This window comes from Microbacterium sp. NPDC055903, assembly GCF_053615555.1.
In genome coordinates this window covers 1-24,834 of sequence record NZ_JBSHCA010000003.1, presented here as the reverse complement: position 1 = coordinate 24,834, position 24,834 = coordinate 1, and the positions used below count along the sequence as shown (strand labels likewise).

Sequence of the window (24,834 nt, the reverse complement as noted above, 5' to 3'; positions counted from 1 at the left end):
CTGCCCATCCATCGGAAGGACCACCATGACCGCCAACGAGCAGGTACCAGGCATCGGGGACGACGTCTCCGGCATCGACCAGTCCAAGACCGTCATCGACCCGCCCGTCGAGGCGTCAGAGGCCGGCGCCTGCCCCGTCGTCCACGCGCAGCCGCACCCGACGATGGGCTCCGCGAACCGCACGTGGTGGCCGGAGCAGCTGAACCTGAAGATCCTCGCCAAGAACACCGCGGAGCGCAATCCGCTCGACGCAGGCTTCGACTACAAGGCCGCGTTCGAGGCGCTCGACCTCGACGCCGTCAAGAAGGACATCGAGGAGACCATCACGGTCTCGCAGGACTGGTGGCCGGCGGACTTCGGTCACTACGGCCCGCTGATGATCCGGATGGCATGGCACAGCGCCGGCACGTACCGCGTCACGGACGGACGCGGCGGCGGAGGAACCGGTCAGCAGCGCTTCGCGCCGCTAAACAGCTGGCCGGACAACGTGGGCCTCGACAAGGCCCGCCGGATCCTCTGGCCGGTGAAGAAGAAGTACGGTCAGGCGCTCAGCTGGGGCGACCTGATGATCCTGGCAGGCAACGTCGCGCTGGAGAACATGGGCTTCGAGACCTTCGGGTTCGCCGGCGGACGCGTCGACGCCTGGGAGCCGGACGACGACGTGTACTGGGGCCCGGAGACCACCTGGCTCGGTGACGAGCGCTACTCGGGCGACCGCGACCTGGAGAGGCCGCTGGCGGCCGTCCAGATGGGTCTCATCTACGTCAACCCCGAGGGACCGAACGGCAACCCCGACCCGCTGGCGTCCGCCCGCGATATCCGCGAGACCTTCGCCCGCATGGCGATGGACGACGAGGAGACCGTCGCCCTCATCGCCGGCGGCCACACCTTCGGAAAGACCCATGGCGCGGCGTCGGACTCGAACCTCGAGGACAACCCCGAGGCGGCCGGCATCGAGCGACAGGGCCTCGGCTGGAAGAACAACCACGGCACGGGCAAGGGCGACGACCAGATCACGAGCGGACTCGAGGTCACCTGGACCTACCACCCCACCCGCTGGGACAACGAGTTCTTCCACATCCTGTACGCGTACGAGTGGGAGCTCTTCCAGAGCCCGGCCGGCGCCAACCAGTGGCGTCCGATCAACGGCGGCGGCGCCGACATGGTCCCGCTCGCGCACTCCGGTGGACGCCGTGAGCCGCGCATGCTCACCAGCGACCTCGCGCTGCGCTTCGACCCTGAGTACGGCAAGATCTCGCAGCGCTTCAAGGACGACCCCGACGCGTTCGCCGACGCCTTCGCGCGCGCATGGTTCAAGCTCACCCACCGAGACATGGGCCCGCGCGCACGCTACGCCGGCACCGAGGTCCCTGCGGAGGAGCTGATCTGGCAGGACAACGTCCCGGCCGTCGACCACGCCCTCATCTCCGACGCGGACGCGGCGGCGCTCAAGGCATCCGTGCTCGCCTCCGGCCTGTCCGTCGCCGACCTCGTCTCGGTGACCTGGGCCGCCGCGTCCACGTTCCGCGGCAGCGACAAGCGCGGCGGCGTCAACGGCGCTCGCATCCGCCTCGCCCCGCAGAAGGACTGGGAGGTCAACAGCCCCGAGCGCCTCGCCCGCGTGCTGGGCGTCCTGGAAGGCATCCAGGCCGAGTTCAACAGCGCCCGCACCGACGACGTGCGCGTCTCGCTCGCCGACCTCATCGTGCTCGCGGGCAACGCGGGTGTCGAGAAGGCCGCCGCGGACGCAGGGTTCGCGACGACCGTGCCCTTCCACGCCGGCCGCACGGACGCCTCTGCCGAGCAGACAGATGTGCACTCGTTCTCCTTCCTCGAGCCCGCCTCCGACGGATTCCGCAACTACGTCTCCAAGGACGTCGCGCGCATTCCCGCCGAGCACCTGCTCATCGACAAGGCGAACCTGCTCACCCTGACCGCGCCGGAGCTGACGGTCCTCGTCGGAGGCCTGCGTGTGCTCGGTGCGAACTGGGACGGCTCGGAGTACGGCGTCTTCACCGAGCGGCCCGGTGTGCTCACGAACGACTTCTTCGTCAACCTGCTCGACCTCGGCACGACCTGGAAGCCGCTGGACCCCGGCTCGCACGCCTTCGAGGGCGCCAAGGACGGCTCGGGTGAGAAGGTCGGACGTGGCACTCGCGTCGACCTCCTGTTCGGCTCGAACTCGGAGCTGCGTGCGATCGCCGAGGTGTACGCCTCGGACGACGCCGCGGAGAAGTTCGTCCGCGACTTCGTCGCGGCGTGGGGCAAGGTCACGGAGCTGGACCGCTTCGACCTGCGCTGACCCGCAGCGCGGAGCGGCCCCTCGTCCTCTCGGGACGGGGGCCGCTCCGCGTTGTGCGACGTGGGGTCGGGATCGACGCTACAGGCGTCCAGCGGCCTTCAGCTCGAGGTACCGGTCGGCGATGCGCGGCGGGAGGTTCTCCGGGTCGGCGGCGATGGCCTCGCCGCCGAGTCTGCGCACGGCATCCGCGACGTTCTCGGCGTCGCGCATCGTGCGCTCGGCGGCTGCCGCGAGATAGACCGCCTCGCGGGAGTCGCGGCCCTGTGCGATCTCGGCGATGGACGTGTCGGTCGCCGATCCGACCAGCACGGTCGTCGCACGGCCGGGGTCCGGGAACGCGCCGAGGAACCCTCGTGCGGACTCGGCGGCGTCCTGGGCGGTCAGAACGACCACCAGTGAGGGCCTCGTCGTGAGCGTGCGGACCGCGGCGAAGGCACCCGCCCAGTCTGTGTCGACCAGGCCTGCGTGCACCGGCGCCATCGCGTCGGACATCGCTGGCAGGAGCCCTGCACCGTCGACGCCGGTCACTCTGGCCCTCACGACGCGGTCGAACATCAGCAGATGCACGTGATCGCCCGCCCGTGCCGCGAGTGCACCGAGCAGGAGGGCCGCTTCCAGCGAGGCCTCCAGCCGGGTGCCGTCTCCGACGCGGGCGGCAGCGGTCCGCCCCGTGTCGATGAGGATCACCACGTGCCTGTCGCGCTCGGGCCGCCAGGTGCGCAGCATCGTCGTGCCCGCCCGTGCCGTCGCGCGCCAGTCGATGGAGCGGACGTCGTCGCCGCGGACGTACTCGCGCAGCGAGTCGAACTCGGTGCCCTGGCCGCGGACCTGGATGCTCGTGTTGCCGTCGAGTTCCCGCAGACGCGCAAGACGGGAGGGCAGATGCTTTCGCGAGGCGAAGGCCGGGAGCACCCGCACGGCCCCGCGCACGTCGTGCCGCGCCTGCCTGCCGCCGAGACCGAGCGGCCCCATGGAGCGGATCACCACGAATCCGCTGACGAGCTCGCCCCTGCGCCGTGGCCGCAGCGGCACATCCACGCGACGTCGTTCTCCGGCCGGGATCCGCAGCCCGAAGCGCTCGGATCCGGCACCGGCGGTCGGCTGCCACGCATCGCGGACGAGGGCGTGAAGCTCCCGGCGCCCGGTGTTGTGCAGGGCGATGCTCGTCGGTACGGCCTCTCCCAGGCGAACGCGCGAGGGCAGGCGCCGCGTGACCACGACCGTCCGCGCCGAGGCCGCAGCAGCGACATCGATCGCGAGCAGCAGGGCGCACAGCGCGAGCCAGCCGCCCAGCACCGCATACGGCGCCGCCCCCATCATCGAGAGCACGATGACAGGTGCGACCCCCGCGGCGACGAGCACGGGAAACCGACCGGTGAGGAACACCTAGATCGGCACCCTGGTCTGCTGCAGCACCGAGGTGAGGACGGCGTCCGCGGAGACGCCCTCCATCTCGGCATCCGGTCTCAGTTGGAGGCGGTGACGCCACACCGGGACGAGCATCGTCTGGACGTGGTCCGGCGTGACGGCCGTCGAGGCGTTGAGCCATGCCCATGCCTTCGCGGCAGCCAGCAGAGCCGTCGCCGCACGGGGGCTCGCACCCAGCAGCACGGACGGCGACTGGCGGCTCGCCCTGGCGAGGTCGACGACGTAGCCGAGCACGTCGTCGGTGACGTCCACCCGTGCCGCGGCGTCCTGTGCGGCACGGATCTCCTCGGCGGAGACGACCGCCTCGACGCCCGTCAGCGCGCGAGGGGAGAAGCCACCGGCGTGCAGACGCAGTACCGCGACCTCGGCGTCCCTCTCCGGCATGGCGACGACGAGCTTCATGAGGAAGCGGTCGAGCTGGGCCTCGGGGAGCGAGTAGGTGCCCTCGTGCTCGATGGGGTTCTGCGTCGCCGCGACGAGGAAGGGGTCCGGCAGCGCCCTGGAGACGCCGTCCGCCGAGACCTGCCGCTCCTCCATCGCCTCCAGAAGCGCGGCCTGGGTCTTCGGCGGGGTGCGGTTGATCTCGTCCGCGAGCAGGAGGTTCGTGAAGACGGGGCCCGCACGGAACTCGAACTCGCCGGTGCGGGCGTCGTACACGAGAGAGCCCGTCACGTCGCCCGGCATGAGGTCGGGGGTGAACTGGACGCGCTTGGTGTCCAGGCCGAGGGCCCTCGCGAACGAGCGCACGACGAGCGTCTTCGCCACGCCCGGCACGCCCTCCAGGAGCACGTGCCCTCTGGCGAGGAGAGAGACGAGCAGGCCGGTGACGGTGCCAGCCTGGCCGATCACGGCCTTGTCCACCTCCTCGCGCACGCGGTGCATGGCCTGCCGGAGCGCCGCATCGTCGTGCGCGGCGGTGAGTGGTGCTGTCATCGGTTCCCTCCCTGAGCGGGGGCGGTGGTGGTCATGGTCGGCGGCGTCCGTCCTGGCTCGCCGCCTCCACAGCGGCCTCAAGATCGGCGATGCGGCGTGCGAGCCGGACGAGCGCTTCGTCGTCGGGGGGCGGTGATCCCGACAGGAGCTCCGCGACATCCGAACGCGGTACACGCAGGCGGTCGGCGCTCGCGTCCGCGACCTCTCCCGCGCTGGAGCGCTCGTGAAGGCCGAGTCGGCGTGCGAGGCGGCGGATCGCGCCCTCGCGCAGCGCATCCGCGGCGTGTCCTGAATCGGCGGCCTTCGCCGTGAGCCTGGCCCGGCCGTGCATGGTCTCGGACGCCCGCACGGTCACGGGGAGGGTCTCCGCGACGAGCGGTCCGAATCTCCGTCCCCGCCAGATCGCCGCGGCGATGAGGGCGGCCACGAGCAGGAGGATCGCCGGCGTCACCCAGGCGGGGGTGAGGTCTCCGAGGCTCGGCTCGCTCTGCGCCTCGAGGTCGCCGTCGAGGAAGGAGGGGACGTACCAGACCACGTGGTCGCTCTGGCCCAGCAGGGCGAGCCCGAGGGCGGCGTTGCCGTCCTCGGCGAGGAAACCGTTGCTGACGAGGCGAGAGGCTTCGATGATCGAGACGGAGGCGCCCTCCCTGTCGGTCTGCAGCAGTGCGGATGCCCCATCGGACTCGGCGAAGCACCCGGTCACTCCTGGACCGGGCACGATGAGGCGGTCGGGGCGGATCCGTCCCACCTCCGACACCTCCGGCAGATCGCAGGACGCTTCGACGGCGCCGGACGCCGAGGAGAAGGAGTCCTCTCCGAGATCGAGGAGGCGCAGCATCCTGGCGCTCACAGAGAGGACCACGACGCGGTCTGCCGGGGCGATCATCGCGCGCACCGCCTCGTCGGACAGCGCGTAGGGATCGGTCATCGCGAGCGTCGACCCTTCCCTGAGGGCGTCGGCCGCCGAGATGCGCGATCGGACGACCTGCACCTCCACACCCTGATCGCGGAGGATCTCGACGAGCGCGAGCGCTCCGTCACGGCCTGCGCTCTCGGGATCGAGCGCGCCCCTGGTCGGGATGGAGAGGACATCGTTCACGCGGGCCACGACGAACGCGCCGCCGATGACGAGCGCGCACAGCAGAGCCCATGCGATCCACCGCGTCACAGGGGAGCGGCGCGGTGCGGCGGTGGTGGCGCTCGCCGGATCCTGCACGGTGCTCATGCCGGCACCGCCTCGATGCGCCTGGCGGTCAGGCGCTCGTCGAGGGCGACGAGGCGCCGATATCCCTCGGCGTCCGCCGGATGCTCGAGATAGCGCACGTCGTCGAACTGCGCGGCGGATGCCGTCAACGCGGCGCGCTCATCGGCGAAGACGGCACCGGCCTCCCGTGCGATCGCCTGCGCGGTGGCTCCGGGGGCGGGATCGAGGAGGTCGCGCTCGATGAGCCCGCGCGCGATCGCGCGGAAGCGCAGGACGACGGCCGCCTCCCAGTCCTCCCCGCGCGCGCTCCGGTCCGCGTCGGCGCGCAGTTGCGCCGCCGTGCGGTCGTCGGCGCCTCCGAGGAGGTCGGCGCCGCCGCGGCGGACCGATCGGGCGGCTCGAGGCCGTCCCCAGACGAGGAGTGCCGCGACGAGAACGGCGACGACGACGATGCAGACGATGATGAGCCCGATCGGCCCCGCGTTCGCATTGCCCTGAGGGGAGAAGAGATCGGCGAGGAAGTGCGCGACATCCCTGGCGAGCAGGTCGAACCAGGTCGGGCGTGCATCGGCGTATCGCGGATCGGCGAGCTCCTCTTCGGCCCAGCGCCGCGCGTCGTCCCCGTCCGGGATGAACACCTCCCACCCCGCGATCATGCGCGCGGCGGAGCCCAGGGGGAGTCGTCCGGCGGGACGGGAGCGGATGGTACCGGTGGCGCGGACGGCGCGATGTACGGCGGGGGAGGCACGATCGCTGAGGGGGCGGGCGGGTAGCCCTGCGGCTGCGGGTAGCCCTGCGGCTGGGGCTGCGGGTAGCCGGGCTGCGGGAACGCGGGCTGCGCGTACACGGGCTGCGGCGGAGGCGTGCGGGAGACCGCCCTGGCGGGGTCGACCGCATAGGGATCGCCGAGCTGCTCCGCCGACCAGCCGAGCTCGCGTCGCTCCAGGTGGGCGAGCAGGGTCTGATCGAGCCCTTCGTAGCGGAAGCGGCAGTCGAGGTACACGAGCGCCGCGGAGGTCGACTGGACGACGACGGCGATCGCCTGGACGACGAGGAGGAGGATCTGGGGAAGGAGACCGCCGAGGACGACGGCGAGGATGATCGCCGTCGGATCCACCGTCGAGCCCGTGGGAGCCAGGATGGGGATGAGGATGCCGGAGATCAACGACGCCGGCGTCGCGATGACCTGGGCCGCCAGTCCCATGATGAGGCCGATGACGATCGTCACGCCGAAGGCGAACCAGAACCTGCCACGGGTCAGGCGCCAGGATCGGACGAGCGCGCCTCTGAGCGTGGCGTGCTCGAAGACGAGCACGCTCGGGGTGAGCAGCAGCTTCGTCGACAGCCATACGCTCAGCGGCACCGCGGCGAGCACGATCAGCACCGTGACGCCGATGCCGATCCCCACGAAGTCCGCAGAGGCGCCCGTGGCCATGGCGAGCGGGGTGAGGATCAGCACGATGACGAGCACCAGGGCGATCATGTAGAGGATCTGCAGCATCGCGAATCCGAACAGACGCCAGAACACCGGGCGCATCCGCCCCCACAATCGTGCGAGGGGAACCTTCTCCCCGAGCACGGCGAAGCTCGCCTCCGCGGCCACGACGCCCTGCAGGAGCGCCGTGAACGCCACGGAGAGCAGGCCGATGACGAATCCGGCGACCCCGTTGATGGCGATGGTGCCGATGAGCAGCGGCTCGAAGTCGGGGGATCCGTAGGAGACGCGATCCAGCCTCCCGATCGTGGTCACGAGGATGACGACCATGATCCCGGCCGCGACGATGGTGAAGGCGAGCTGCGTGAGCACGGCGAAGGTCAGCACGACTTTGGGGTTGTGACGGAGCACGGCGAAGGATCGCCCGAGCACCGTGCCGAACGTGAACGGATGCAGCGGCACGATCCCGCGCCTGGGTGCAGGTGTCCACATCTGTCCGCTCACGGCGCTCCCTCCGACAGTCGCATTCCCATCGTGTCACACGCGCCACCGTCGACGGCAGGGCGGCGGGTTCCGTGATTCGCGGCGTGTCGTGAAGTACGCTGAGAAAACTCGCGTGCGTCCGGTGTGTTCCCGGACGGCGCCCTGGGAGAGAAAGTCGGAGCTGGGCACACATGACCTCACGCATCCTCGTGGTCGATGACGACACCGCGCTCGCCGAGATGATCGGCATCGTGCTGCGCACCGAGGGCTTCGAACCGGTCTTCTGCGCGGACGGCGCCAAGGCCGTCGAGGAATGGCGCACGCAGCGGCCGGACCTCGTCCTGCTCGACCTCATGCTGCCAGGCATGGACGGCATCGAGATCTGCACCAGGATCCGCGCCGAGTCCGGCGTCCCGATCATCATGCTCACCGCCAGGACGGACACCGCCGACGTCGTGCGCGGCCTCGAGGTCGGCGCGGACGACTACATGGTCAAGCCCTTCAACCCCAAGGAGCTCGTCGCCCGCATCCGCACCAGGCTCCGCCCCGCATCGCCCGGCGGTTCGGAGGCTCTGCGTATCGGCGATCTCCTCGTCGACGTCGACGCGCACGAGGTCCGTCGAGGCTCGACGCCGATCGCCCTCACGCCGCTGGAGTTCCAGCTGCTCGTCGCGCTCGCCTCCAAGCCTCAGCAGGTGTTCTCCAGAGAGATGCTGCTGGAGCAGGTCTGGGGCTACCACTACAAGGCGGACACACGGCTGGTCAACGTGCACGTGCAGCGTCTGCGCGCGAAGGTGGAGCTCGATCCGGACAACCCGAGGATCGTGATGACCGTGCGCGGCGTGGGCTACCGCGCGGGGAGCGTCGGCTAGGAGACATCGTGATCGCGACGAGCGCGACGCGCACCACTGTCGCGTTCTGGCGCGACTGGCGCGGCTGGCCGGAGAACATCGCCGCGCTGTGGCGACGTTCGCTGCGCTTCCGCACGATCTCCGTCACACTGCTGCTGACCTCGGTGGCCGTCTTCATCACCTGCGCGATCATGGCGCTCGTGATCCAGAACGATCTCTTCGTCTCCCGCAAGGACCAGGCGCTCTCCGATGCCCAGCGCGCGGTGGCGGCGGCGCAGAACACCCTCGATTCCGCCGATGTCGGCGATGACAGGACGGCGCTGCGCGCGCTCTGGCTGAACGTGCAGGGCGAGCTCGACCGGGTGTCCTCCTCCGACCGGATCACGGCGTTCCAGATCGACGTCCAGGCCGATGACGTTACCCTGAACGGCTTCACCTCGCCCGGCCTCAGCGGCGACCTGCTCAGCGACGCCCTGCGCACGAGGGTGAAGGCGGCCGAGGACCTCCAGCAATGGCAGTCCATCGCGCTCGAGGACGCCGGCGCCGTCGTCCCCGGCATCGTCGTCGGGCAGCAGCTCGAGGTGCCGGAGGTCGGCGAGTTCGAGGTCTACATCGCCTACAGCCTGGCCGACTCCGAGCAGACGCTCGTGTTCGTCCAGCGCACGCTGTGGCTGGCCGGAAGCATCCTCGTCGCCCTCATCGCCGGCATCTCCTGGATCGTGCTCCGGTCGATGTCCGTGCCGATCGTCGAGACGGCGGAGACCAGCGCCCGATTCGCCGCCGGCGATCTCGCCGTGCGCATCCCGGTCCGCGGCGAGGACGAGCTGGCCACGCTCGGGCGCTCGTTCAACGCGATGGCAGACAGCATCGAGGCGCAGATCAAGGAGCTGGGCGAGCTGTCGCTCGTGCAGCAGCGCTTCGTCTCCGACGTCTCCCATGAACTGCGCACGCCGTTGACGACGATCAGGCTGGCGGCGGACATGCTCAACGACCAGCGCGAGGAGTTCGACGCGACGACGTCCCGCACGACCGAGCTGCTGCACACCCAGGTGCAGCGCTTCGAGACGCTGTTGAACGACCTGCTCGAGATCAGTCGGTACGACGCGGGTTCGGTGCAGCTCGAATGGGAGGCGACCAGTCTGGCGCACCTCGCGGAGGACGTCATCGAGCAGATGCGTCCGCTCGCCGACCGGCACGGCAGCGAGCTGCGGCTCGTCGCGCCGGGCGGATACTCGCCCGTGGACATGGATCCGCGGCGCGTGCGGCGGGTGCTGCGCAACCTCATCGGCAACGCCATCGAGCACGGCGAGGGCAGGCCGATCGTGATCACCGTCGACAGCAATCAGCACGCTGTCGCGGCCGGTGTACGCGATTTCGGCCTCGGGATGCGCGCGGAGGACGCCGAGCGGGTCTTCGACCGGTTCTGGCGGGCCGACCCCTCGCGCCAGCGCACGATCGGCGGAACGGGGCTCGGGCTGTCCATCTCGCTCGGCGATGCACGTCTGCACGGCGGCAGGCTGGAGGTCTGGTCCGAGCTCGCGGTCGGATCGAACTTCGTCCTCACGATCCCGCGACAGTCCGGAGACCTGCAGGGCGCGTCACCGGTGCCGCTGGAGCCGCAGGAGGCGCTCGGCGACGTCGCGGACGCCACACAGCCCATCCACCTCTCGCAGGTGCGCTACGAGCTGGACGCCGACGAGTTCGGCGGAGCGGAAGACGACGGAGGACGCCGATGAACGCGCCGCGGATGCTGAGAGCCGCGGCCGTCGCCGCCGCCCTGCTCGCGCTCACCGCCTGCGCGGGGCTACCCACCTCGGGCCCCGTCGGCAACGGACTCGCCGTCGGCCAGACCCAGACCGACACGGAGTTCACCCAGGTGGCCTCCGGCCCGGTCCGCGGAGCCTCTCCGGAGCAGATCGTCTCCGGCTTCCTGGAGGCCTCGATCTCGCCGGCCGGGGAGTGGGACATCGCCAGGCAGTTCCTCACGGCGGAGTTCGCCGAGACCTGGGCTCCGCGCTCCGGCGTGACGATCGACGCCACGGTCTCCTCCCGCGTCTTCGCGTCCGCCGATCTCGACCCCGAGACCCTGGAGTCGGAGACCGAGGGAACGATGGTCGTCGATCTGGAGCAGGTCGCGAGCGTCGATGCCGGGGGAGGGTACACGGAGGCATCGGGGGCGACCGGTCTGACGTTCGCGCTGGAGCGCAATGACGACGGCGACTGGCGCATCTCCGACGCGCCGGATGGCATCGTCATCGACCAGGCGGCGTTCGAGCAGGTCTTCAGCCCCTATCAGCTGCAGTACTTCGACCGCAGCTGGACGCGGCTCGTGCCGGACGTGCGCTGGTACCCGAAGACCAACGTCGTGACGCGGATCACCAGGACCGTCCTGGAGAACGGGCCGGCGGAGTGGCTCCTGCCGGCCGTGCAGAACGCCTTCCCCGCCGACGTCACCCTCGCCAGGGCATCCGTTCCCCTCGACGGTCAGATCGCAGAGGTGGAGCTCAGCGAGGCCGCGCTGAGCCTGGACACGGTGACGCTCGCACGGATGCGGACGCAGCTGCAGGCGAGCCTGCGCGCGGCAGGAGTCGGCGAGGTGCGCTTCACGGTCCAGGGGCGCACGCTGGATGCCCAGACGGTGCCGCTGACCGGCGGCGGGGCGGAGTCGGGGACGCTCGTCCTCGCCGACGACCGGTTCGGCACGCTCGTGGGCGGCGAGCTGACCGACGTGGCCGGTATCTCGGAACAGCTCGCGGGTATCGATGAGCAGTTCACGTCGATCGAGCTCGCCGCGAACCAGTCCTTCGTGGCGACCCGGTCCGTCTCGGGCACGGTGTTCGCCATCGGCGAGGGCCGCGTCACCGCCTTGGATGAACGACCGGGCCTGGTCAGACCGACGATCGATCCGCTCGGCTACGTCTGGACGGTGCCGTCGCGCGATCCGGTGGCCCTGCACGCGACCGATGCGGATGCCGCGGCGATCGACGTGGAGGGCTCCTGGCCGGAGGCCTCAGCCATCACCGCTCTCAGAGTCGCCTCCGACGGCACCCGCATCGCCGCGGTCATCGCGGTGGGCGGGCATCAGAGCGTGGTCGTGGCCGCGATCATCAGGGACGAATCCGGGGTGCCGACGGGCCTCGGCCCGGCGAAGGAGCTGGTCGACATCTCGACGGGCGGAGCGGAGCTCGCGTGGCTCGGCTCGGGCGAGCTCGTCGTGCTCGTGACCGGCGAGGACGGCGTGCTGCTCACACAGCCGGTCGGAGGGCCAGGGGTGACGGGCTTCGCGCCGGCGGATGCGAGCATGATCGCCGGAGCGGCCGATCGGTCGAGCCTCCGTGTCCTGGATGCGGAAGGTCTGGTGTTCGCGCCGCGCGCCTCGGTGTGGCAGGAGTACTTCGGCGGGGTCCAGGTGCTCGGGACCCGCGCAGGGTTCTGAGACCTCCTGCACGACCACGCGCGGATCGGATGCGTCCACCGATCGCGTGAGCGGCGGGCGGTGTCCCCGAAGCTGAAACGCATGACCTCACACGCGGACACCGACCCCGCCGCCCTCCTCCGCGCCGGGCGGAAGCTCTGCGAAGAGGTGCTCGGGCTGCTCCTCGGCGCATCCTGCGCGGGGTGCGACGCGCCGGGGTGGATGCTCTGCGAGGGATGCGCGGAGGCGGTGGCTCCGGCCCCGCTGCGTGCGCGCCTTCCTCGCGGAGGTGAGGCGACCGCAGCTCTCGCGTTCGAGGGTGTGGCAGCGCGCTGCGTACGGGCGCTCAAGGAGGAGGGCGCGACGATGCTCGCCCGTCCGCTCGGCGCTGCGCTCGCGGCGGTGATCCCGCCGAACGCGCTGTGCGTGCCCGTTCCCACGCGCCCGTCCGCCTTCCGTGCGAGGGGCTACCGCGTCCCCGAGCTCCTGATCCGTGCAGCGGGCGCGCGCCCTGTGCGCCTTCTCGCGTCCACGGGGAGGGCCTCGGATCAGCGTCTGCTCGGCAGGGAGCAGCGTGCGATGAACGTCGCGGGCACGATGCGTGCGACCCGTGCCGGAGACGGCCGCGCGGTGGTCGTGGTGGACGACGTCGTCACGACCGGTGCCACGCTCTCCGAGGCATCGGCGGTGCTGACCCGCGCGGGATTCGATGTCGTCGGATGCGTCGCGCTTGCCGCCACGGCACGTCGCGGAAGAGACACACCGGACTCATCGGAAATCAATGGTGACATCCGAGGGAACGGGGACTACGGTAGGGGGTCACAAGGCGACCACGGTCCGCCCTTGGCCGGGCAGACCGGGACAAGGAGGCACGAATGGAAACGAGCATCGTCGGCGTGGGAGTGAGCATCAGTGATCGCTTCCGGGACGTGGTCGAAGAGAAGATCGCCAGGATCGCAGCCTTCGCCGCACGCGCCCAACGACTCGATGTCAAGGTCACCCACCGGGCCTATCGAGGCGGTCGTGTTCCGGATGAGACGGTCGAGCTCACGCTCGTGAGCAAGGGCCCGGTCGTCCGGGCGGAGGCGACGGACGGCGACAAGTTCGTCGCCCTCGATCTCGCCATCGACAAGCTCAGCGAGCAGTTGCGCCGTGCCAAGGAGAAGCGCGTCGACGGACGCCAGCATCCCCGAGGCGCGCACTTCGAGAAGGGCAGCGGGGCCCTCACGGGGATCGACGTCCAGCCGGCATCCGCGGATGTGCTGCACGCCGTCGCCACGGGTTCCGTCCCCATCCAGAACGACGAGGAAGAGGCGTACTCTCCCGTCGTCATCCGCACGAAGAACTTCGATGCGGAGTGGATGACCGTGGAGGAGGCCGTCGATCGCATGGAGCTGGTCGGACACGACTTCTTCCTCTTCGTCGACGTCCGCACCGACCACCCGAGCGTCGTCTACCGCCGCAAGGGCTGGGACTACGGCGTCATCTCCCTGACCACTCAGGCACCGCCCGCCGAGGCGCTGGCGTCCTGAGGCACGAAGAGAAAGGCCCGGCCGAGAGGCCGGGCCTTTCTGCGTCAGTCGAAGATGCCGTCGAGGATGCTGCCGATGACGAGGCCGCCGAGGATGCCGGAGGCGAGGTCGCCTCCACCGCCTCCACGGCGTCCGCCGCCGCCCCATCCGCCACCGCCGCCCCAGTCGTCGTACGGCTGCTGCTGAGGGCGCGAGGAGTCGATGTCGCGCTGGGCGAGCTGGAGCGCCTCTGCGGCGAGCTGCGCGACGCGGCGCGCGCCGGCCAGCGCCTCCTCGCGGGTGTCTTCGGAGGCGATCTTCTCGGGGATGTCGATGCGCAGTCGCTCCGCCTCGGCCAGTCGCGTGCGCGCGTCTGCGCCGATCCACCCGCGGTGACCGGCGATGAGGCTGCGGGCGACGCCGAGCTGACGGTCGGCGTCATCGAGCGCGTGCTGCACCTGGGCGACGGAGGGGAGCGGATGCTCGGCGCGGTGTCTCGCCGTGGCGATCGCCTCGTCGAGCGCGGTGTTCGCGGTCCGCAGCCGGGAGAGCTCGGCGAAAGGATCATTCCTCGAGCCTGAGGGAGCAAGGGAGGCGAGCGCCGCTTCGAGGTCGGCGACGGCTCCCGTCACGGCGGGAACCTGGGGGGCGGTGCGTGCCGCGATCACATCGCCACGCGAGTCCGCGACCACCTCGGCGAGCGTCGACTCCGCGCGCAGCGCCTCGATCTCGAAATCCTCGACCGCGTCGAGCACGACGCCGGCCCTGCGGATCGCCTCCGTGGCGGCTTCCAGGGCGAGGTTCGCCTCTTCGTTCTGTCGCGCCGCACGGCGACGCTCCGAGACATCCGCCCCGTGCGTCGCGAAGGCGACGAGCTGGCCGGCCTCGTCTGCGGACGCGGCGATCTGGTGGACGGCGGATTCCGCATATCGTGCCGTCAGCCGCTCGATCGTGGTGCGTGCCTGGGGGATGCGCGCCGTGAGCGCCTCGGCGTCCTGGCGCAGCTGGGCGATGACCTGGGGCGCCTGGCGGACACGGGCGACCTGGGCCGAGAGCGCGTCGGTCTTCTCGTCGAGGAGGTCCTCCGCCCACTCGCAGAGCTGGACGATGCGCGCGTTGCGCGTGCGCAGCTCCTCATCCGTGTCGGGGATCTCGTCGTGGTTGAGCTGGTGGAGCTGGAACGCCTCTCGCAGGTGGGTGCGGACGGCATCCAGAGCGGTCGTGAGGTCCTTCGTCAGCGAGGCGCCGAGTTCGGCCTCTGCGAAGACGAGCTCGTCGCTCGCCGTACGGATCCGCTCGTCCGCGGCGACGAGCGCCTGCTCGGCCTTGCGGGCCAGGTCGGCATCCTGCGCCGCCTGAGCCTCCTGTTCGCGTTTGCGCCTGCCCCAAAATCCAGCCATGAGCAGATCCTACTTTCCGTATGCCATGCGCCGGCTGTGCATCCGCCAGGGGCGAACGCGGATGCTCAGACCGCGACGGCCCGTGTCGGGCGGCCGCGGCGCGGGCGGACCGGGTCGATCTCCAACGCCATCGCGTGCGGGGGCTGCGTCGACAGGCGCTGCTCGGCGTGATCGAGCCAGCGCAGCTCCGCCTCCGCCGAGAAGATCATCGCGTCGAGGATGAGGGCGCGGGTCAGCGCCGCCGGATCCCGATCCCTGTCGAGATCCTGGGCGGCGTCGGCGAGCTCGCTGCGTCGTCGCTCGGTCTCGGTGCGCTGCGTCCTGATGACCTCCGTCGCATCGGCGCCGGGCAGGGTCGCTGTGAGGGACAACTTGATCGCGAGTTCGTCGCGTGACGCCTGAGCGCGCCGGACGGGGGAGGAGAGCCAGGAGGTCACCTCGGAGGACCCCGGGGGGGTGATCTCCCAGTAGACGTGACCGTGCTCGTCCGGTTCTCCACGCGAGACGAGGCCATCGCGCTCCAGGCGCTCGAGGGTGTTGTATATCTGACCGACGTTCAGGGGCCAGGTGGAGCCTGTGCGCCGATCGAACTCCGCGCGCAGCTGATAGCCGTAGCAGGGCCCCTGATCGAGGATGGCGAGCAGGCTCTGGCGGACGGACATCCGGGCTCCTTCGGGCGGCGAGTGAAAGCATTACCGAGTATATGGATGACGGGAAACCTATGGATCGTCCGTGCAGGGCCGGTGTGCAGGCCACGCGCAGGTCACAGACCGGTAACATGGCACAGTATGCCCGGCACCGGCCCCATCGGGGCGGCCGGGTCCTGACCCACAACAGGGAGATGACTTAAGTGGCGAATCCTCTTGAGAAGCTGCTGCGCGCGGGCGAAGGACGCATCCTTCGCCGCCTCAACCAGGTCGTGAAGGCCGTCGGCGCGCTGGAGGAGGACTTCGAGAAGCTCACCGACGAGGAGCTGGCGAACGAGACCGTCGAGCTGCGCGAGCGCTACGAGAAGGGCGAGACCCTCGACCAGCTGATGCCGGAGGCCTTCGCCGCGGTGCGCGAGGCCGCCAAGCGGACGCTCGGCATGCGCGCCTACGACGTGCAGATCATGGGCGGTGCCGCGCTGCACATGGGCAACATCGCCGAGATGAAGACCGGTGAGGGCAAGACGCTCGTCGCGACGTTCCCGACGTACCTCAACGCGATCGCAGGCAAGGGCGTGCACGTCATCACCGTGAACGACTTCCTCGCCTCGTACCAGGCGGAGCTGATGGGACGCGTGTACCGCGCGCTCGGCATGACCACGGGGATCATCGTGTCGGGGCAGACGCCCGCGGTGCGCAGGGAGCAGTACTCCTGCGACATCACCTACGGCACGAACAACGAGTTCGGCTTCGACTACCTCCGCGACAACATGGCGTGGCGCAAGGAGGATCTCGTCCAGCGTGACCACTTCTTCGCGATCGTGGACGAGGTCGACTCGATCCTCATCGACGAGGCGCGCACCCCGCTCATCATCTCCGGGCCGTCCTCCGGCGAGGCCAACCGCTGGTTCGCCGAGTTCGCGAAGATCGCCAGGACGCTCGAGGCGGGCGTCGACTACGAGGTCGACGAGAAGAAGCGCACCGTCGGCGTCCTCGAGCCCGGCATCGAGAAGGTCGAGGACTACCTCGGAATCGACAACCTCTACGAGTCGGCGAACACCCCGCTGATCTCGTTCTTGAACAACTCGATCAAGGCGCTCGCGCTGTTCAAGAAGGACACCGACTACGTCGTCATGAACGACGAGGTCATGATCGTCGATGAGCACACCGGGCGCATCCTCGTCGGGCGTCGCTACAACGAGGGCATCCACCAGGCCATCGAGGCCAAGGAGAACGTCCCGGTCAAGGCTGAGAACCAGACGCTGGCCACCGTCACCCTGCAGAACTACTTCCGTCTCTACGACAAGCTGGCCGGAATGACCGGTACCGCCGAGACCGAGGCGGCCGAGTTCATGTCGACGTACCAGCTCGGCGTCGTCCCGATTCCGACCAACCGGCCGATGATCCGCAAGGACCAGGCGGATCTCGTCTACAAGAACGAGACCGCGAAGTTCGCGCAGGTCGTGGAGGACATCGTCGAGCGCCACGCCGCAGGGCAGCCCGTCCTCGTCGGAACCGTGAGCGTCGAGAAGAGCGAGTACCTCTCGCGCCTGCTTGCCAAGAAGGGCGTCAAGCACGAGGTCCTGAACGCCAAGAACCATGCCAGGGAAGCCGAGATCGTCGCCAGGGCCGGACGCCTCGGCGCGGTCACCGTCGCCACGAACATGGCAGGACGAGGCACGGACATCATGCTCGGCGGCAACGCGGAGTTTCTCGCCGTGCAGGAGCTCAAGGCGAAGGGGCTCGACCCGGTCGAGACCCCGGAGGAGTACGAGTCCGCCTGGGACGAGGCCTACGAGGCGATGAAGGAGAAGGTTTCAGAGGAGGGCGCGAAGGTCGCCGAGGCCGGTGGACTGTACGTGCTCGGCACCGAGCGCCACGAGTCCCGCCGCATCGACAACCAGCTGCGCGGTCGATCCGGCCGCCAGGGCGACCCCGGCGAGAGCCGGTTCTACCTCAGCCTCACGGACGACCTCATGCGGCTGTTCCAGTCGGGCGCCGCCGAGGCCATCCTCGCCCGCACGAACTTCCCGGACGACGTGCCGATCGAGTCCGGCCTCGTGTCCCGCGCCATCCGCAGCGCCCAGTCTCAGGTGGAGGCGCGCAACGCCGAGATGCGCAAGAACGTCCTGAAGTACGACGACGTCCTCAACCGTCAGCGCGAGGCGATCTACACCGACCGTCGCCACATCCTGCACGGCGACGACATCGCCGACCGGGTGCAGCACTTCATCGAGGACGCCATCACCGGTGTCGTCAAGGATCACACCGCCGAGGGCCACAACGAGAGCTGGGACTTCGACGCGCTGTGGACCGAGCTGAAGACGCTCTACCCCGTGGGCGTCACCATCGATGAGGTCGTCTCCGAAGCGCAGGGGCGCAAGGGCGGCATCACCTCCGAAGGCCTCATCCGTGAGCTCCTCTCCGACGCGAGGATCGCCTACGAGAACCGCGAGGAGACGCTGGGCGCCCCGGCAACGCGTGAGCTCGAGCGCCGCGTGGTGCTGCAGGTGCTCGACCGCCGCTGGCGCGACCACCTGTACGAGATGGACTACCTCAAGGACGGCATAGGCCTGCGGGCCATGGCGCAGCGCGATCCGCTCATCGAGTACCAGCGCGAGGGCTACTCGATGTTCCAGTCGATGATGGGTCAGATCAAGGAGGAGTCGGTCGGCTACCTCTACAACCTCGAGGTCGAGGTGCGTCGCGCCGAGGGCAGCCAGGACGTCGCGGCGGTCGAGGCGAAGGGGCTGGCGGACGGTGCTCCGGAGCAGCGCCTGGAGTACTCCGCGCCCAGCGACTCCGGCGACGTCGAGGTGCGCAACGAGCGCGGGCAGGTGCAGCAGGCAGCGACGGATCGCGTGCGCCGGGCGGCGGCCGCCGCCGCGGGCGAGCCGGCCGCGGAGGCTCCTGCGGAGCGCGGAGCGTTCGGGCAGAAGACCCAGGGCGACGCGCCCGCGGCTCAGAACCGCGCGCAGCGTCGAGCCGCAGGCAAGAAGAAGTAACCGCGCCGCGACGGTGCGGGCGATGCCACCGGGGTCCAATCGGGCTCCGGTGGCATATGCATCGGCGTCCGCGACGAAGGCGCTCTTCGTGCGGGAGTAGGCTTGGGCGATGACCCGCTCCCGCCATTTCGACCAGTCGTCGAAGCTCAAGAACGTCCTCTACGAGATCCGCGGGAAGGTTCCGGCGGAGGCGGCGCGTCTCGAGGCGGAGGGCCACAGCGTCCTCAAGCTGAACACCGGGAACCCGGCGATCTTCGGGTTCGAGGCTCCGCACCAGATCGTGCACGACATGCTCGCCGCACTGCCGACCGCGCACGGCTACAGCGACAGCAAGGGCATCATCTCCGCTCGCCGCGCCGTGGTGAGCCGCTACGAGCAGATCGAGGGCTTCCCGCACGTCGATCCTGACGACGTCTACCTCGGCAACGGGGTCTCCGAGCTCATCACGATGACCATGCAGGCGCTGCTGGACGCCGGCGACGAAGTGCTGATCCCCGCCCCCGACTACCCGTTGTGGACGGCGATGACGAGCCTCGCCGGCGGCACGCCGGTGCACTATCTCTGCGACGAGCAGAACGGCTGGCAGCCGGACCTCGAGGACATCCGTGCCAAGGTGACGCCGCAGACGAAGGCGATCGTCATCATCAACCCGAACAACCCGACCGGCGTCGTCTACTCGCGCGAGGTGCTCGAGGGCATCGTGCAGATCGCCCGCGAGCACGAGCTGCTTCTGCTCTCCGACGAGATCTACGATCGGATCCTCTTCGACGGTGCGCAGCACATCCCGACGGCGACCGTCGCGCCGGACCTGCTCTGCCTCACCTTCAACGGACTCTCCAAGACGTACCGCGTCGCGGGATACCGTTCGGGATGGATGGTGATCACGGGGCCGCAGGAGCACGCCAAGGGTTTCATCGAGGGCATCACGTTGCTCGCCTCCACGCGGCTCTGCCCGAACGTGCCCGCGCAGCACGCGGTTCAGGCGGCGCTCTCCGGCGTGCAGTCCATCGATGCGCTCATCGCTCCGACGGGGCGTCTGCACGAGCAGCGGGATGTGGCCTGGGAAGGTCTCGAGGCCATTCCCGGCGTGTCGTGCGTGAAGCCCCAGGGGGCGCTGTACGCCTTCCCGCGGCTGGATCCCGAGGTGCACGAGATCCACGACGACGAGCGGTTCGTCTACGATCTGCTGGTCGCCGAACGCATCCTGCTCGTCCAGGGCACGGGCTTCAACTGGCCGACGCCCGATCACTTCCGCGTGGTGACCTTGCCGGAGCCTCGCGTGCTCGGCGAGGCCATCGAGCGGCTCGGGAACTTCCTCTCGAGCTATCGGCAGTGACCTCGGGCGCCTCTCTGGCTGAGACGAGGCGACGGATGCCCGCGACCAGCGGGGACCGCGGCGCGACGTCGGCGATCGGTCTCGCATGCAGCAGCGCCGCGTCCGCTCCTCGCTGGTCGTAGGGGAGGAACACGACGTCTGCGATGCCGGCGAAGCGCTCGAGCGTGCGGCGCACCTGACCGCGCGCATCGATGCCCAGCGGACCGGGCCGCACGTTGTTCACGATCACCCTCACCGGGGTTCCCTCGGCGAGACTGCGCAGTTCGGCATGATCGCGGAGAAAGCGTGACACCCCGACCGGGTCGGCCGAGGCGACGGCGAGGATCTCGTCCGCCGCGCCGAGCACCGCACGGGTCGCGGCGTGGCGACGAGGGCCGGCCAGATCCCAGGTGACCTCCTCGTCGGCGTCGTAGGCGGCGGAGACGTCGACGACGATCCGCTCGGCCCAGTCGCGACACGCGCCGAGCGCAGCGGTGAGTCGCGATGCGCTGAGCTCGGGCCATCTGCTCGGTCTGTTCACTCCGCCGAGCACGTCGATCATTCCTCCGCTGGTCTCGACTGAGGCGGCGATGCGGCTCAGCTCGGCCGCATCCAGGCCCCCCAGCTCTGCGCGCCTGCAGGCGGCGGCGATGCCTGGCGCGTCGTCGTCGAGCCCGAGCAGCTGCGAGATCGCCGGTGCGACCGTGTCCGCATCGATGAGGGCGGTCGAGCGCCCCGTCCGCGCGAGCTCCACCGCGAGCTGGATCGCGATCGTCGTCCGCCCAGGCGCGCCGTGCGATCCCCAGACCGCGGTGATGCGCGCGGGCTGCGATTCGACCTGCGAGACGAGAGGGATCGCCGTCGACACCGCGGTGAGGATCTGCGCCGCGGTCGGTTCCGCCTGGATCGAGATGATTCCGCGACGTCCGAGGTAGCGCGCATCGGTGTCTCCGAGCGCGACGATGCGGATGCCGGCACGATCGCATGCCGAGATCACGCCGCTGGTGACCGCGGTACGCGCGGCGGGGACGATGAGGGCTGCGGCATCGTCGTGGACGGCGTCCGGGGCCTCTCCCGGTCGGATCAGGCCGACGATCGTCGCCCCCTCGTCCGTCAGGATCGTCGCGATCCGCGAGCGGAGCGGTTCGTCCAGGGCGAGGATGATGCGCGTCATGGCAGCGCGCCCGTCGGGACGATCGACAGCGCGGCGCCCCCGGTGACGGCGGACAGCACCTCTGCGACGTCGGCGCGGTCGATGACGAGCTCGACGGCGGTGGAGCTCTGTGCAAGCATGCCGTCTCGGCTGACGAGCGCCGCCACCGTGGCGTCCGCGACGAGGATGCGCGGCTCGTCGAATCCCTCCTCGGTCGCAGGCGCCTGCCAGAGCTCGACGACGGAGCCGGCGCCGAGCTCCGCTGGCAGACCGATCGTGCTCTCCACCACCACCGTCGTGGTGCGGCGCTCATCGGCGTCGCCGACGCCGCTGGATGGCACGAGCTCGCCGGGGGAGAGCGTCCGCGTCGCGACGAGGCCGGGGACGAGGTCCTGGGGTGCGAGGTATCCCTCCTGCGCCGCGCCGAGCGACGCCTCGACGACGACGAAATCGTTCGAGCTGATCGCCTCGCCGACGATGATCGTGCGATCGGCTTGGAGGACGGGTGCGGTCTGTCGGGACGTCGACACGATGAGCCACACCCCGATGACCGACAGCAGGACCAGGGCGATGCCGATGTAGAAGCGGACGTCGCCCCACGGGGCTCTGCCCGCACGTGAGCGCGGTGTCGTCATGCAGGACATCGTCACAGATCGAGTCCCATGGGCGTCAAAGTTATCCACAGGACGGATTCGGCTGGAAAGGTGCAGCGATGCAGGGGGAGAATGGGGGAATGGCAGACGCGCTCCCCACGACACCGCGCTTTCTTGCTCCCGCTCAGGTCGCGGAGCTGCTGAGCATCGAGGTCGCCGAGGTGATCGCGCTGATCCACGAGGGTCGGCTGCGCGGGTCGCAGCTCGGCTCGCCGCAGCGGTGGCGCGTGGAGGAATCGAGCCTGTCCGAGTACCTCGCCGAGCAGTCCGAGCAGGCCAGGCGGATGGCGCTGTGGCGACAGGCCAACGAGGCGAGCTTCCCGGAGGTCTGGGGCACGTCGCCGCTCACGTCCTGACCCACGGAGGCGCCGACGCGCGGGTCAGGGGTGCGCGGTGTCGATGCGCACGCGGTCGATGGCGCTGAAGGGCACCACCCGCATGCCGCGGACGTCCCTGGCGCGTCGCGGTGCCCCCGCGTCGTGCTCCGCGAGGTCGAGGTGATCCGCGCCCGCGCGGTCGATGGTCCCGTGGTCCGCGTGCCCCGTGACGACGTCGATCCATACCGGGATGCGCCGCCGCGCGAGGTCGCGCAGGACGAAGCCGAACGTCATCCTCTCCCGCAGCGAGGCCTCGGCCACGAGAGGCTCGAGGGTCGAAAGGAGAAGGCCGTGATCCATCCGGATCCCGGCGATCGCGCCGAGCGGGATGATCGAGATCCCGTGCTCGCCGTCGACGGAGGCCGCTACCCAGTCCGCACCGAGCTCGGTCGGTGTCACGACCAGACCACCCGCGCATCGCAGATCGACACGCACGACGGCGCCTCGGCCGCAGAGCGACCGCATCCGCGCCCTCAGCTCGACCTTGGATATCCGCAGCCGTTCCGACTCGGCGTCCAGCGCTGCGCGCTCCGCCTCCCACTCGGAGGCGAGCTGGCCTTCGAGGTCCTCGAACATGCGATCCCAGTGCACGAGAACAGAGCGTAGGCGACGCGGAGACCGGACTACGAGTTATCCACAATCCCGGTCGCCGGCGCCGCACGGCGTGCGACGTGCGTGTTCTACTTTCGGCACGTCACACGAGAGCGGTACGACCATGACACTGCACGAGTACTTCGCCAGACAGCCGACGCCCGCAGCCTCCCTGCCCGATCCTGAGCCGCTGCTGCGCAGCATCACCCAGGGAGTCCTGGAGGTGATCGCCGGGGTGCGCGAGGTCGATCAGCTCGCCAGATGGTTCAGCGAGGATGCCTACGCGAAGCTCGTCACCCGCGCGAACCTCGCCGCCCGTGCGCGCAGCGCCAGGGGCGTCATCGCCGCGCGGCCCTCCTTCGCGATCCTGTCGCTGCGGTACAGCGCGCCCGCGGACGGGGTCGTGGAGGCCGTCGTGGTCGTGGCGGGGCCGGGCCGGACCAGGGCGGTGGCCATCCGTCTCGAGGGTCTCGATCGGCGCTGGCGGACCACGTCGCTCGCCGTGCTCTGACGCGTCACGGCCTAGGCTTATGGGGTGTCAACTCTCAGTGATCTCGTCCATGCGGAAGGCCGTCTGACCGACGACGACGTCGAATGGCTGCATCGCCTCGCCGGGGACGGTCAGCTGCTCGCCGATCTCTCCTCCGCGGACATCGTCGTGTGGGTGCAGACAGCGGACGCCTCCTTCGTCGCCGTCGCCCATGCCCGCCCGAGCGGCGCCGCGACCCTGTTTTATCGGGACATCGTCGGCGAGCGGGTGCGACCGCAGTGGCGCACGCAGGTGCAGGGCGCGTTCGAGTCGGGGGAGATCGTCGACTCCTCGTCTCCGGACTGGTTCGAGGAGACCCCGACGAGGGTGCGGGCCGTTCCGATCACGGTCGAGCGCGGCAAGGACGCGGAGCGTCGCATCGTCGGGGTCGTCACGAGGCACACGAACCTCGGCGAGGCGCGGACGCCCTCCCGGCAGCAGATCACCTTCGACGACTGCGCGAACGACCTGTTCCGCATGATCGCCTGGGGCGAGTTCCCGGATCCCGCCGCGCCGACCTCGCCGCGCAGGGGCGCGCCGCGCGCCTCAGACGGTCTCATCCGCATCGATGTGGACGGCATCGCCACCTTCGCCAGTCCGAACGCGCTCTCCGCTTTCAACCGGATGGGATTCGACGACGAGCTGGAGGGCGAGTCCCTCGCGGAGGTGACCACGCGTCTCGTCCCGCCCTCGCGCCAGGTCGACGAGTCGCTGCCCGTGGTCGTCACCGGGCGTGCGCCGTGGCGCACGGACGTCGAGGCCCGTGGCGTGACCGTCTCGCTGCGGGCGATCCCGCTGAAGGATCAGGGCACGCGCATCGGAGCGATCGTCCTCTGCCGCGACGTCACCGAGCTGCGTCACCAGGAGCAGGAGCTCATCACCAAGGACGCCACGATCCGCGAGATCCATCACCGGGTGAAGAACAACCTGCAGACGGTGGCGTCGCTGCTGCGCATCCAGGCCAGGCGCACGCACTCCGAGGAAGCCAGGGATGCTCTCACTCAGGCCATGCGCAGGGTGGACTCGATCGCGGTGGTGCACGACACGCTCTCGCAGGGCCTGACGCAGCAAGTGGACTTCGATGAGGTCTTCCACCGCGTCCTCAAGCTCGTCGCCGAGGTGGCCGCCGCGCCCAACACGCGGGCTCGCACGCGCTCCAGCGGCCATTTCGGGGTGCTCCCCAGCGAGTACGCCACGCCGCTCGCGCTCGCGCTCACGGAGGTGGTCACCAACGCCGTGGAGCACGGGCTCGCCGGTCAAGAGGGCTTCGTCACGATCGATGCCGCGCGCACCGAGCACAATCTGCGCGTGACGGTGTCGGACACCGGGCACGGGCTCCCCGAGGGCAGGGTCGGCCAGGGGCTCGGCACGCAGATCATCCGCACGCTCATCCAGGGCGAGCTGGGCGGGACGATCGAATGGAGCGGCAGCGAGGGAGAGGGCACGGTCGTGACCATCGACATCCCGCTGCGCTGGATCAAGAGCTGACCCCCGAACGCACGAGAGCGGCCCCGCCATCGGCGGGGCCGCGCCGGTGTCTTATAAACAAAAACGAGCCCACCAGACCGTCTGGGCTCGCGGTTTGCGGGTTGGGGGTGTAAA

21 protein-coding genes are annotated in these 24,834 nt (G+C 70.0%); 11 read left to right on the top strand and 10 right to left on the bottom strand.

What is annotated here, in order from left to right; translation table 11 throughout:
* Nucleotides 1-25: 25 nt before the first annotated feature.
* A complete protein-coding gene (katG, locus tag ACWGJP_RS13955) occupies nt 26-2,302 on the top strand; it encodes a catalase/peroxidase HPI (protein WP_452330407.1) in 2,277 nt (758 codons plus the stop codon).
* 78 nt (nt 2,303-2,380) lie between these two features.
* Here katG and ACWGJP_RS13950 read toward each other — a convergent pair whose 3' ends face one another.
* Genes ACWGJP_RS13950 through ACWGJP_RS13930 form a run of 5 tightly spaced genes read right to left on the bottom strand, consistent with a single transcriptional unit; the run spans nt 2,381 to nt 7,806 of the window.
* Nucleotides 2,381-3,688 (bottom strand): DUF58 domain-containing protein, encoded by a 1,308-nt coding sequence (locus ACWGJP_RS13950; RefSeq protein WP_452330406.1) that lies wholly within the window; start codon nt 3,686-3,688, stop codon nt 2,381-2,383.
* Nucleotides 3,689-4,663 (bottom strand): AAA family ATPase, encoded by a 975-nt coding sequence (locus tag ACWGJP_RS13945; RefSeq protein WP_452330405.1) that lies wholly within the window; start codon nt 4,661-4,663, stop codon nt 3,689-3,691. It abuts the gene before it with no gap.
* Nucleotides 4,664-4,694: 31 nt separating this feature from the next.
* Nucleotides 4,695-5,888: a DUF4350 domain-containing protein gene (locus ACWGJP_RS13940; RefSeq protein ID WP_452330404.1), complete on the bottom strand. Its 1,194-nt coding sequence runs from the start codon at nt 5,886-5,888 to the stop codon at nt 4,695-4,697.
* Nucleotides 5,885-6,523: a DUF4129 domain-containing protein gene (locus tag ACWGJP_RS13935; protein WP_452330403.1), complete on the bottom strand. Its 639-nt coding sequence runs from the start codon at nt 6,521-6,523 to the stop codon at nt 5,885-5,887. Before ACWGJP_RS13935 ends, ACWGJP_RS13940 begins: the two co-directional genes overlap by 4 nt.
* A complete protein-coding gene (locus tag ACWGJP_RS13930) occupies nt 6,520-7,806 on the bottom strand; it encodes a glycerophosphoryl diester phosphodiesterase membrane domain-containing protein (protein ID WP_452330402.1) in 1,287 nt (428 codons plus the stop codon). Before ACWGJP_RS13930 ends, ACWGJP_RS13935 begins: the two co-directional genes overlap by 4 nt.
* 170 nt (nt 7,807-7,976) lie before the next feature.
* Between ACWGJP_RS13930 and mtrA the strand changes: the two genes are divergently transcribed.
* The 5 genes from mtrA (at nt 7,977) to hpf (ending at nt 13,583) form a co-directional block, all read left to right on the top strand.
* Entirely contained in the window at nt 7,977-8,657 is a 681-nt protein-coding gene (mtrA, locus tag ACWGJP_RS13925; protein WP_452330401.1) for an MtrAB system response regulator MtrA, read from the top strand.
* 8 nt (nt 8,658-8,665) lie between these two features.
* A complete protein-coding gene (gene mtrB / locus ACWGJP_RS13920) occupies nt 8,666-10,372 on the top strand; it encodes an MtrAB system histidine kinase MtrB (RefSeq protein WP_452330400.1) in 1,707 nt (568 codons plus the stop codon).
* On the top strand, nt 10,369-12,072 hold the full coding sequence (locus ACWGJP_RS13915; RefSeq protein WP_452330399.1) for an LpqB family beta-propeller domain-containing protein: 1,704 nt from the start codon (nt 10,369-10,371) through the stop codon (nt 12,070-12,072). Before mtrB ends, ACWGJP_RS13915 begins: the two co-directional genes overlap by 4 nt.
* 81 nt (nt 12,073-12,153) lie before the next feature.
* A complete protein-coding gene (locus ACWGJP_RS13910) occupies nt 12,154-12,957 on the top strand; it encodes a ComF family protein (RefSeq protein WP_452330398.1) in 804 nt (267 codons plus the stop codon).
* Nucleotides 12,927-13,583: a ribosome hibernation-promoting factor, HPF/YfiA family gene (gene hpf / locus ACWGJP_RS13905; protein WP_452330397.1), complete on the top strand. Its 657-nt coding sequence runs from the start codon at nt 12,927-12,929 to the stop codon at nt 13,581-13,583. The genes ACWGJP_RS13910 and hpf overlap by 31 nt, the downstream gene beginning before the upstream one ends.
* Nucleotides 13,584-13,627: 44 nt before the next feature.
* Here the strand turns inward: hpf and ACWGJP_RS13900 are convergent, their stop codons facing one another.
* On the bottom strand, nt 13,628-14,962 hold the full coding sequence (locus ACWGJP_RS13900) for a hypothetical protein (protein ID WP_452330396.1): 1,335 nt from the start codon (nt 14,960-14,962) through the stop codon (nt 13,628-13,630).
* 65 nt (nt 14,963-15,027) lie between these two features.
* The gene (locus ACWGJP_RS13895) at nt 15,028-15,624 is read right to left on the bottom strand and encodes a PadR family transcriptional regulator (protein WP_452330395.1); all 597 of its coding nucleotides are present in this window, start codon (nt 15,622-15,624) and stop codon (nt 15,028-15,030) included.
* Nucleotides 15,625-15,812: 188 nt separating this feature from the next.
* Here ACWGJP_RS13895 and secA point away from each other — a divergent pair, with 188 nt between their 5' ends.
* Together secA and ACWGJP_RS13885 are read left to right on the top strand one after the other, a co-directional pair.
* The gene (gene secA, locus ACWGJP_RS13890) at nt 15,813-18,614 is read left to right on the top strand and encodes a preprotein translocase subunit SecA (RefSeq protein WP_452330394.1); all 2,802 of its coding nucleotides are present in this window, start codon (nt 15,813-15,815) and stop codon (nt 18,612-18,614) included.
* Nucleotides 18,615-18,723: 109 nt separating this feature from the next.
* Nucleotides 18,724-19,950 (top strand): pyridoxal phosphate-dependent aminotransferase, encoded by a 1,227-nt coding sequence (locus tag ACWGJP_RS13885; protein ID WP_452330393.1) that lies wholly within the window; start codon nt 18,724-18,726, stop codon nt 19,948-19,950.
* On the opposite strand, the gene ACWGJP_RS13880 is transcribed toward ACWGJP_RS13885, so the two are convergent.
* The gene (locus ACWGJP_RS13880; RefSeq protein WP_452330392.1) at nt 19,841-21,103 is read right to left on the bottom strand and encodes an AAA family ATPase; all 1,263 of its coding nucleotides are present in this window, start codon (nt 21,101-21,103) and stop codon (nt 19,841-19,843) included. The two genes, ACWGJP_RS13885 and ACWGJP_RS13880, sit on opposite strands and share 110 nt — an antisense overlap.
* A complete protein-coding gene (locus ACWGJP_RS13875) occupies nt 21,100-21,717 on the bottom strand; it encodes an SAF domain-containing protein (protein ID WP_452330391.1) in 618 nt (205 codons plus the stop codon). The genes ACWGJP_RS13880 and ACWGJP_RS13875 overlap by 4 nt, the downstream gene beginning before the upstream one ends.
* A gap of 98 nt (nt 21,718-21,815) precedes the next feature.
* Here ACWGJP_RS13875 and ACWGJP_RS13870 point away from each other — a divergent pair, with 98 nt between their 5' ends.
* Entirely contained in the window at nt 21,816-22,091 is a 276-nt protein-coding gene (locus ACWGJP_RS13870; RefSeq protein WP_452330390.1) for a helix-turn-helix domain-containing protein, read from the top strand.
* Nucleotides 22,092-22,115: 24 nt separating this feature from the next.
* Here ACWGJP_RS13870 and ACWGJP_RS13865 read toward each other — a convergent pair whose 3' ends face one another.
* The gene (locus ACWGJP_RS13865; RefSeq protein WP_452330389.1) at nt 22,116-22,703 is read right to left on the bottom strand and encodes a hypothetical protein; all 588 of its coding nucleotides are present in this window, start codon (nt 22,701-22,703) and stop codon (nt 22,116-22,118) included.
* 124 nt (nt 22,704-22,827) lie between these two features.
* On the opposite strand from ACWGJP_RS13865, the gene ACWGJP_RS13860 reads away from it, so the two are divergent.
* Together ACWGJP_RS13860 and ACWGJP_RS13855 are read left to right on the top strand one after the other, a co-directional pair.
* Nucleotides 22,828-23,214: an Rv3235 family protein gene (locus ACWGJP_RS13860; protein WP_452330388.1), complete on the top strand. Its 387-nt coding sequence runs from the start codon at nt 22,828-22,830 to the stop codon at nt 23,212-23,214.
* A 24-nt stretch (nt 23,215-23,238) separates the two neighbouring features.
* Nucleotides 23,239-24,720 carry a sensor histidine kinase gene (locus tag ACWGJP_RS13855; RefSeq protein ID WP_452330387.1) on the top strand — a complete coding sequence of 494 codons (1,482 nt, stop codon included), beginning with the start codon at nt 23,239-23,241 and terminating at the stop codon, nt 24,718-24,720.
* Nucleotides 24,721-24,834: the final 114 nt, after the last annotated feature.

What these genes read in the sequence shown, in the direction of transcription:
- ACWGJP_RS13900 (WP_452330396.1), bottom strand. Translation starts at nt 14,962, where the DNA reads ATGGCTGGATTTTGGGGCAGGCGCAAACGCGAACAGGAGGCTCAGGCG.
- ACWGJP_RS13940 (WP_452330404.1), bottom strand. Translation starts at nt 5,888, where the DNA reads ATGAGCACCGTGCAGGATCCGGCGAGCGCCACCACCGCCGCACCGCGC.
- ACWGJP_RS13935 (WP_452330403.1), bottom strand. Translation starts at nt 6,523, where the DNA reads ATGATCGCGGGGTGGGAGGTGTTCATCCCGGACGGGGACGACGCGCGG.
- ACWGJP_RS13875 (WP_452330391.1), bottom strand. Translation starts at nt 21,717, where the DNA reads ATGACGACACCGCGCTCACGTGCGGGCAGAGCCCCGTGGGGCGACGTC.
- mtrA (WP_452330401.1), top strand. Translation starts at nt 7,977, where the DNA reads ATGACCTCACGCATCCTCGTGGTCGATGACGACACCGCGCTCGCCGAG.
- ACWGJP_RS13870 (WP_452330390.1), top strand. Translation starts at nt 21,816, where the DNA reads ATGGCAGACGCGCTCCCCACGACACCGCGCTTTCTTGCTCCCGCTCAG.
- ACWGJP_RS13945 (WP_452330405.1), bottom strand. Translation starts at nt 4,663, where the DNA reads ATGACAGCACCACTCACCGCCGCGCACGACGATGCGGCGCTCCGGCAG.
- ACWGJP_RS13895 (WP_452330395.1), bottom strand. Translation starts at nt 15,624, where the DNA reads ATGTCCGTCCGCCAGAGCCTGCTCGCCATCCTCGATCAGGGGCCCTGC.
- ACWGJP_RS13915 (WP_452330399.1), top strand. Translation starts at nt 10,369, where the DNA reads ATGAACGCGCCGCGGATGCTGAGAGCCGCGGCCGTCGCCGCCGCCCTG.
- ACWGJP_RS13885 (WP_452330393.1), top strand. Translation starts at nt 18,724, where the DNA reads ATGACCCGCTCCCGCCATTTCGACCAGTCGTCGAAGCTCAAGAACGTC.
- ACWGJP_RS13880 (WP_452330392.1), bottom strand. Translation starts at nt 21,103, where the DNA reads ATGACGCGCATCATCCTCGCCCTGGACGAACCGCTCCGCTCGCGGATC.
- hpf (WP_452330397.1), top strand. Translation starts at nt 12,927, where the DNA reads ATGGAAACGAGCATCGTCGGCGTGGGAGTGAGCATCAGTGATCGCTTC.
- katG (WP_452330407.1), top strand. Translation starts at nt 26, where the DNA reads ATGACCGCCAACGAGCAGGTACCAGGCATCGGGGACGACGTCTCCGGC.
- ACWGJP_RS13860 (WP_452330388.1), top strand. Translation starts at nt 22,828, where the DNA reads ATGACACTGCACGAGTACTTCGCCAGACAGCCGACGCCCGCAGCCTCC.
- ACWGJP_RS13910 (WP_452330398.1), top strand. Translation starts at nt 12,154, where the DNA reads ATGACCTCACACGCGGACACCGACCCCGCCGCCCTCCTCCGCGCCGGG.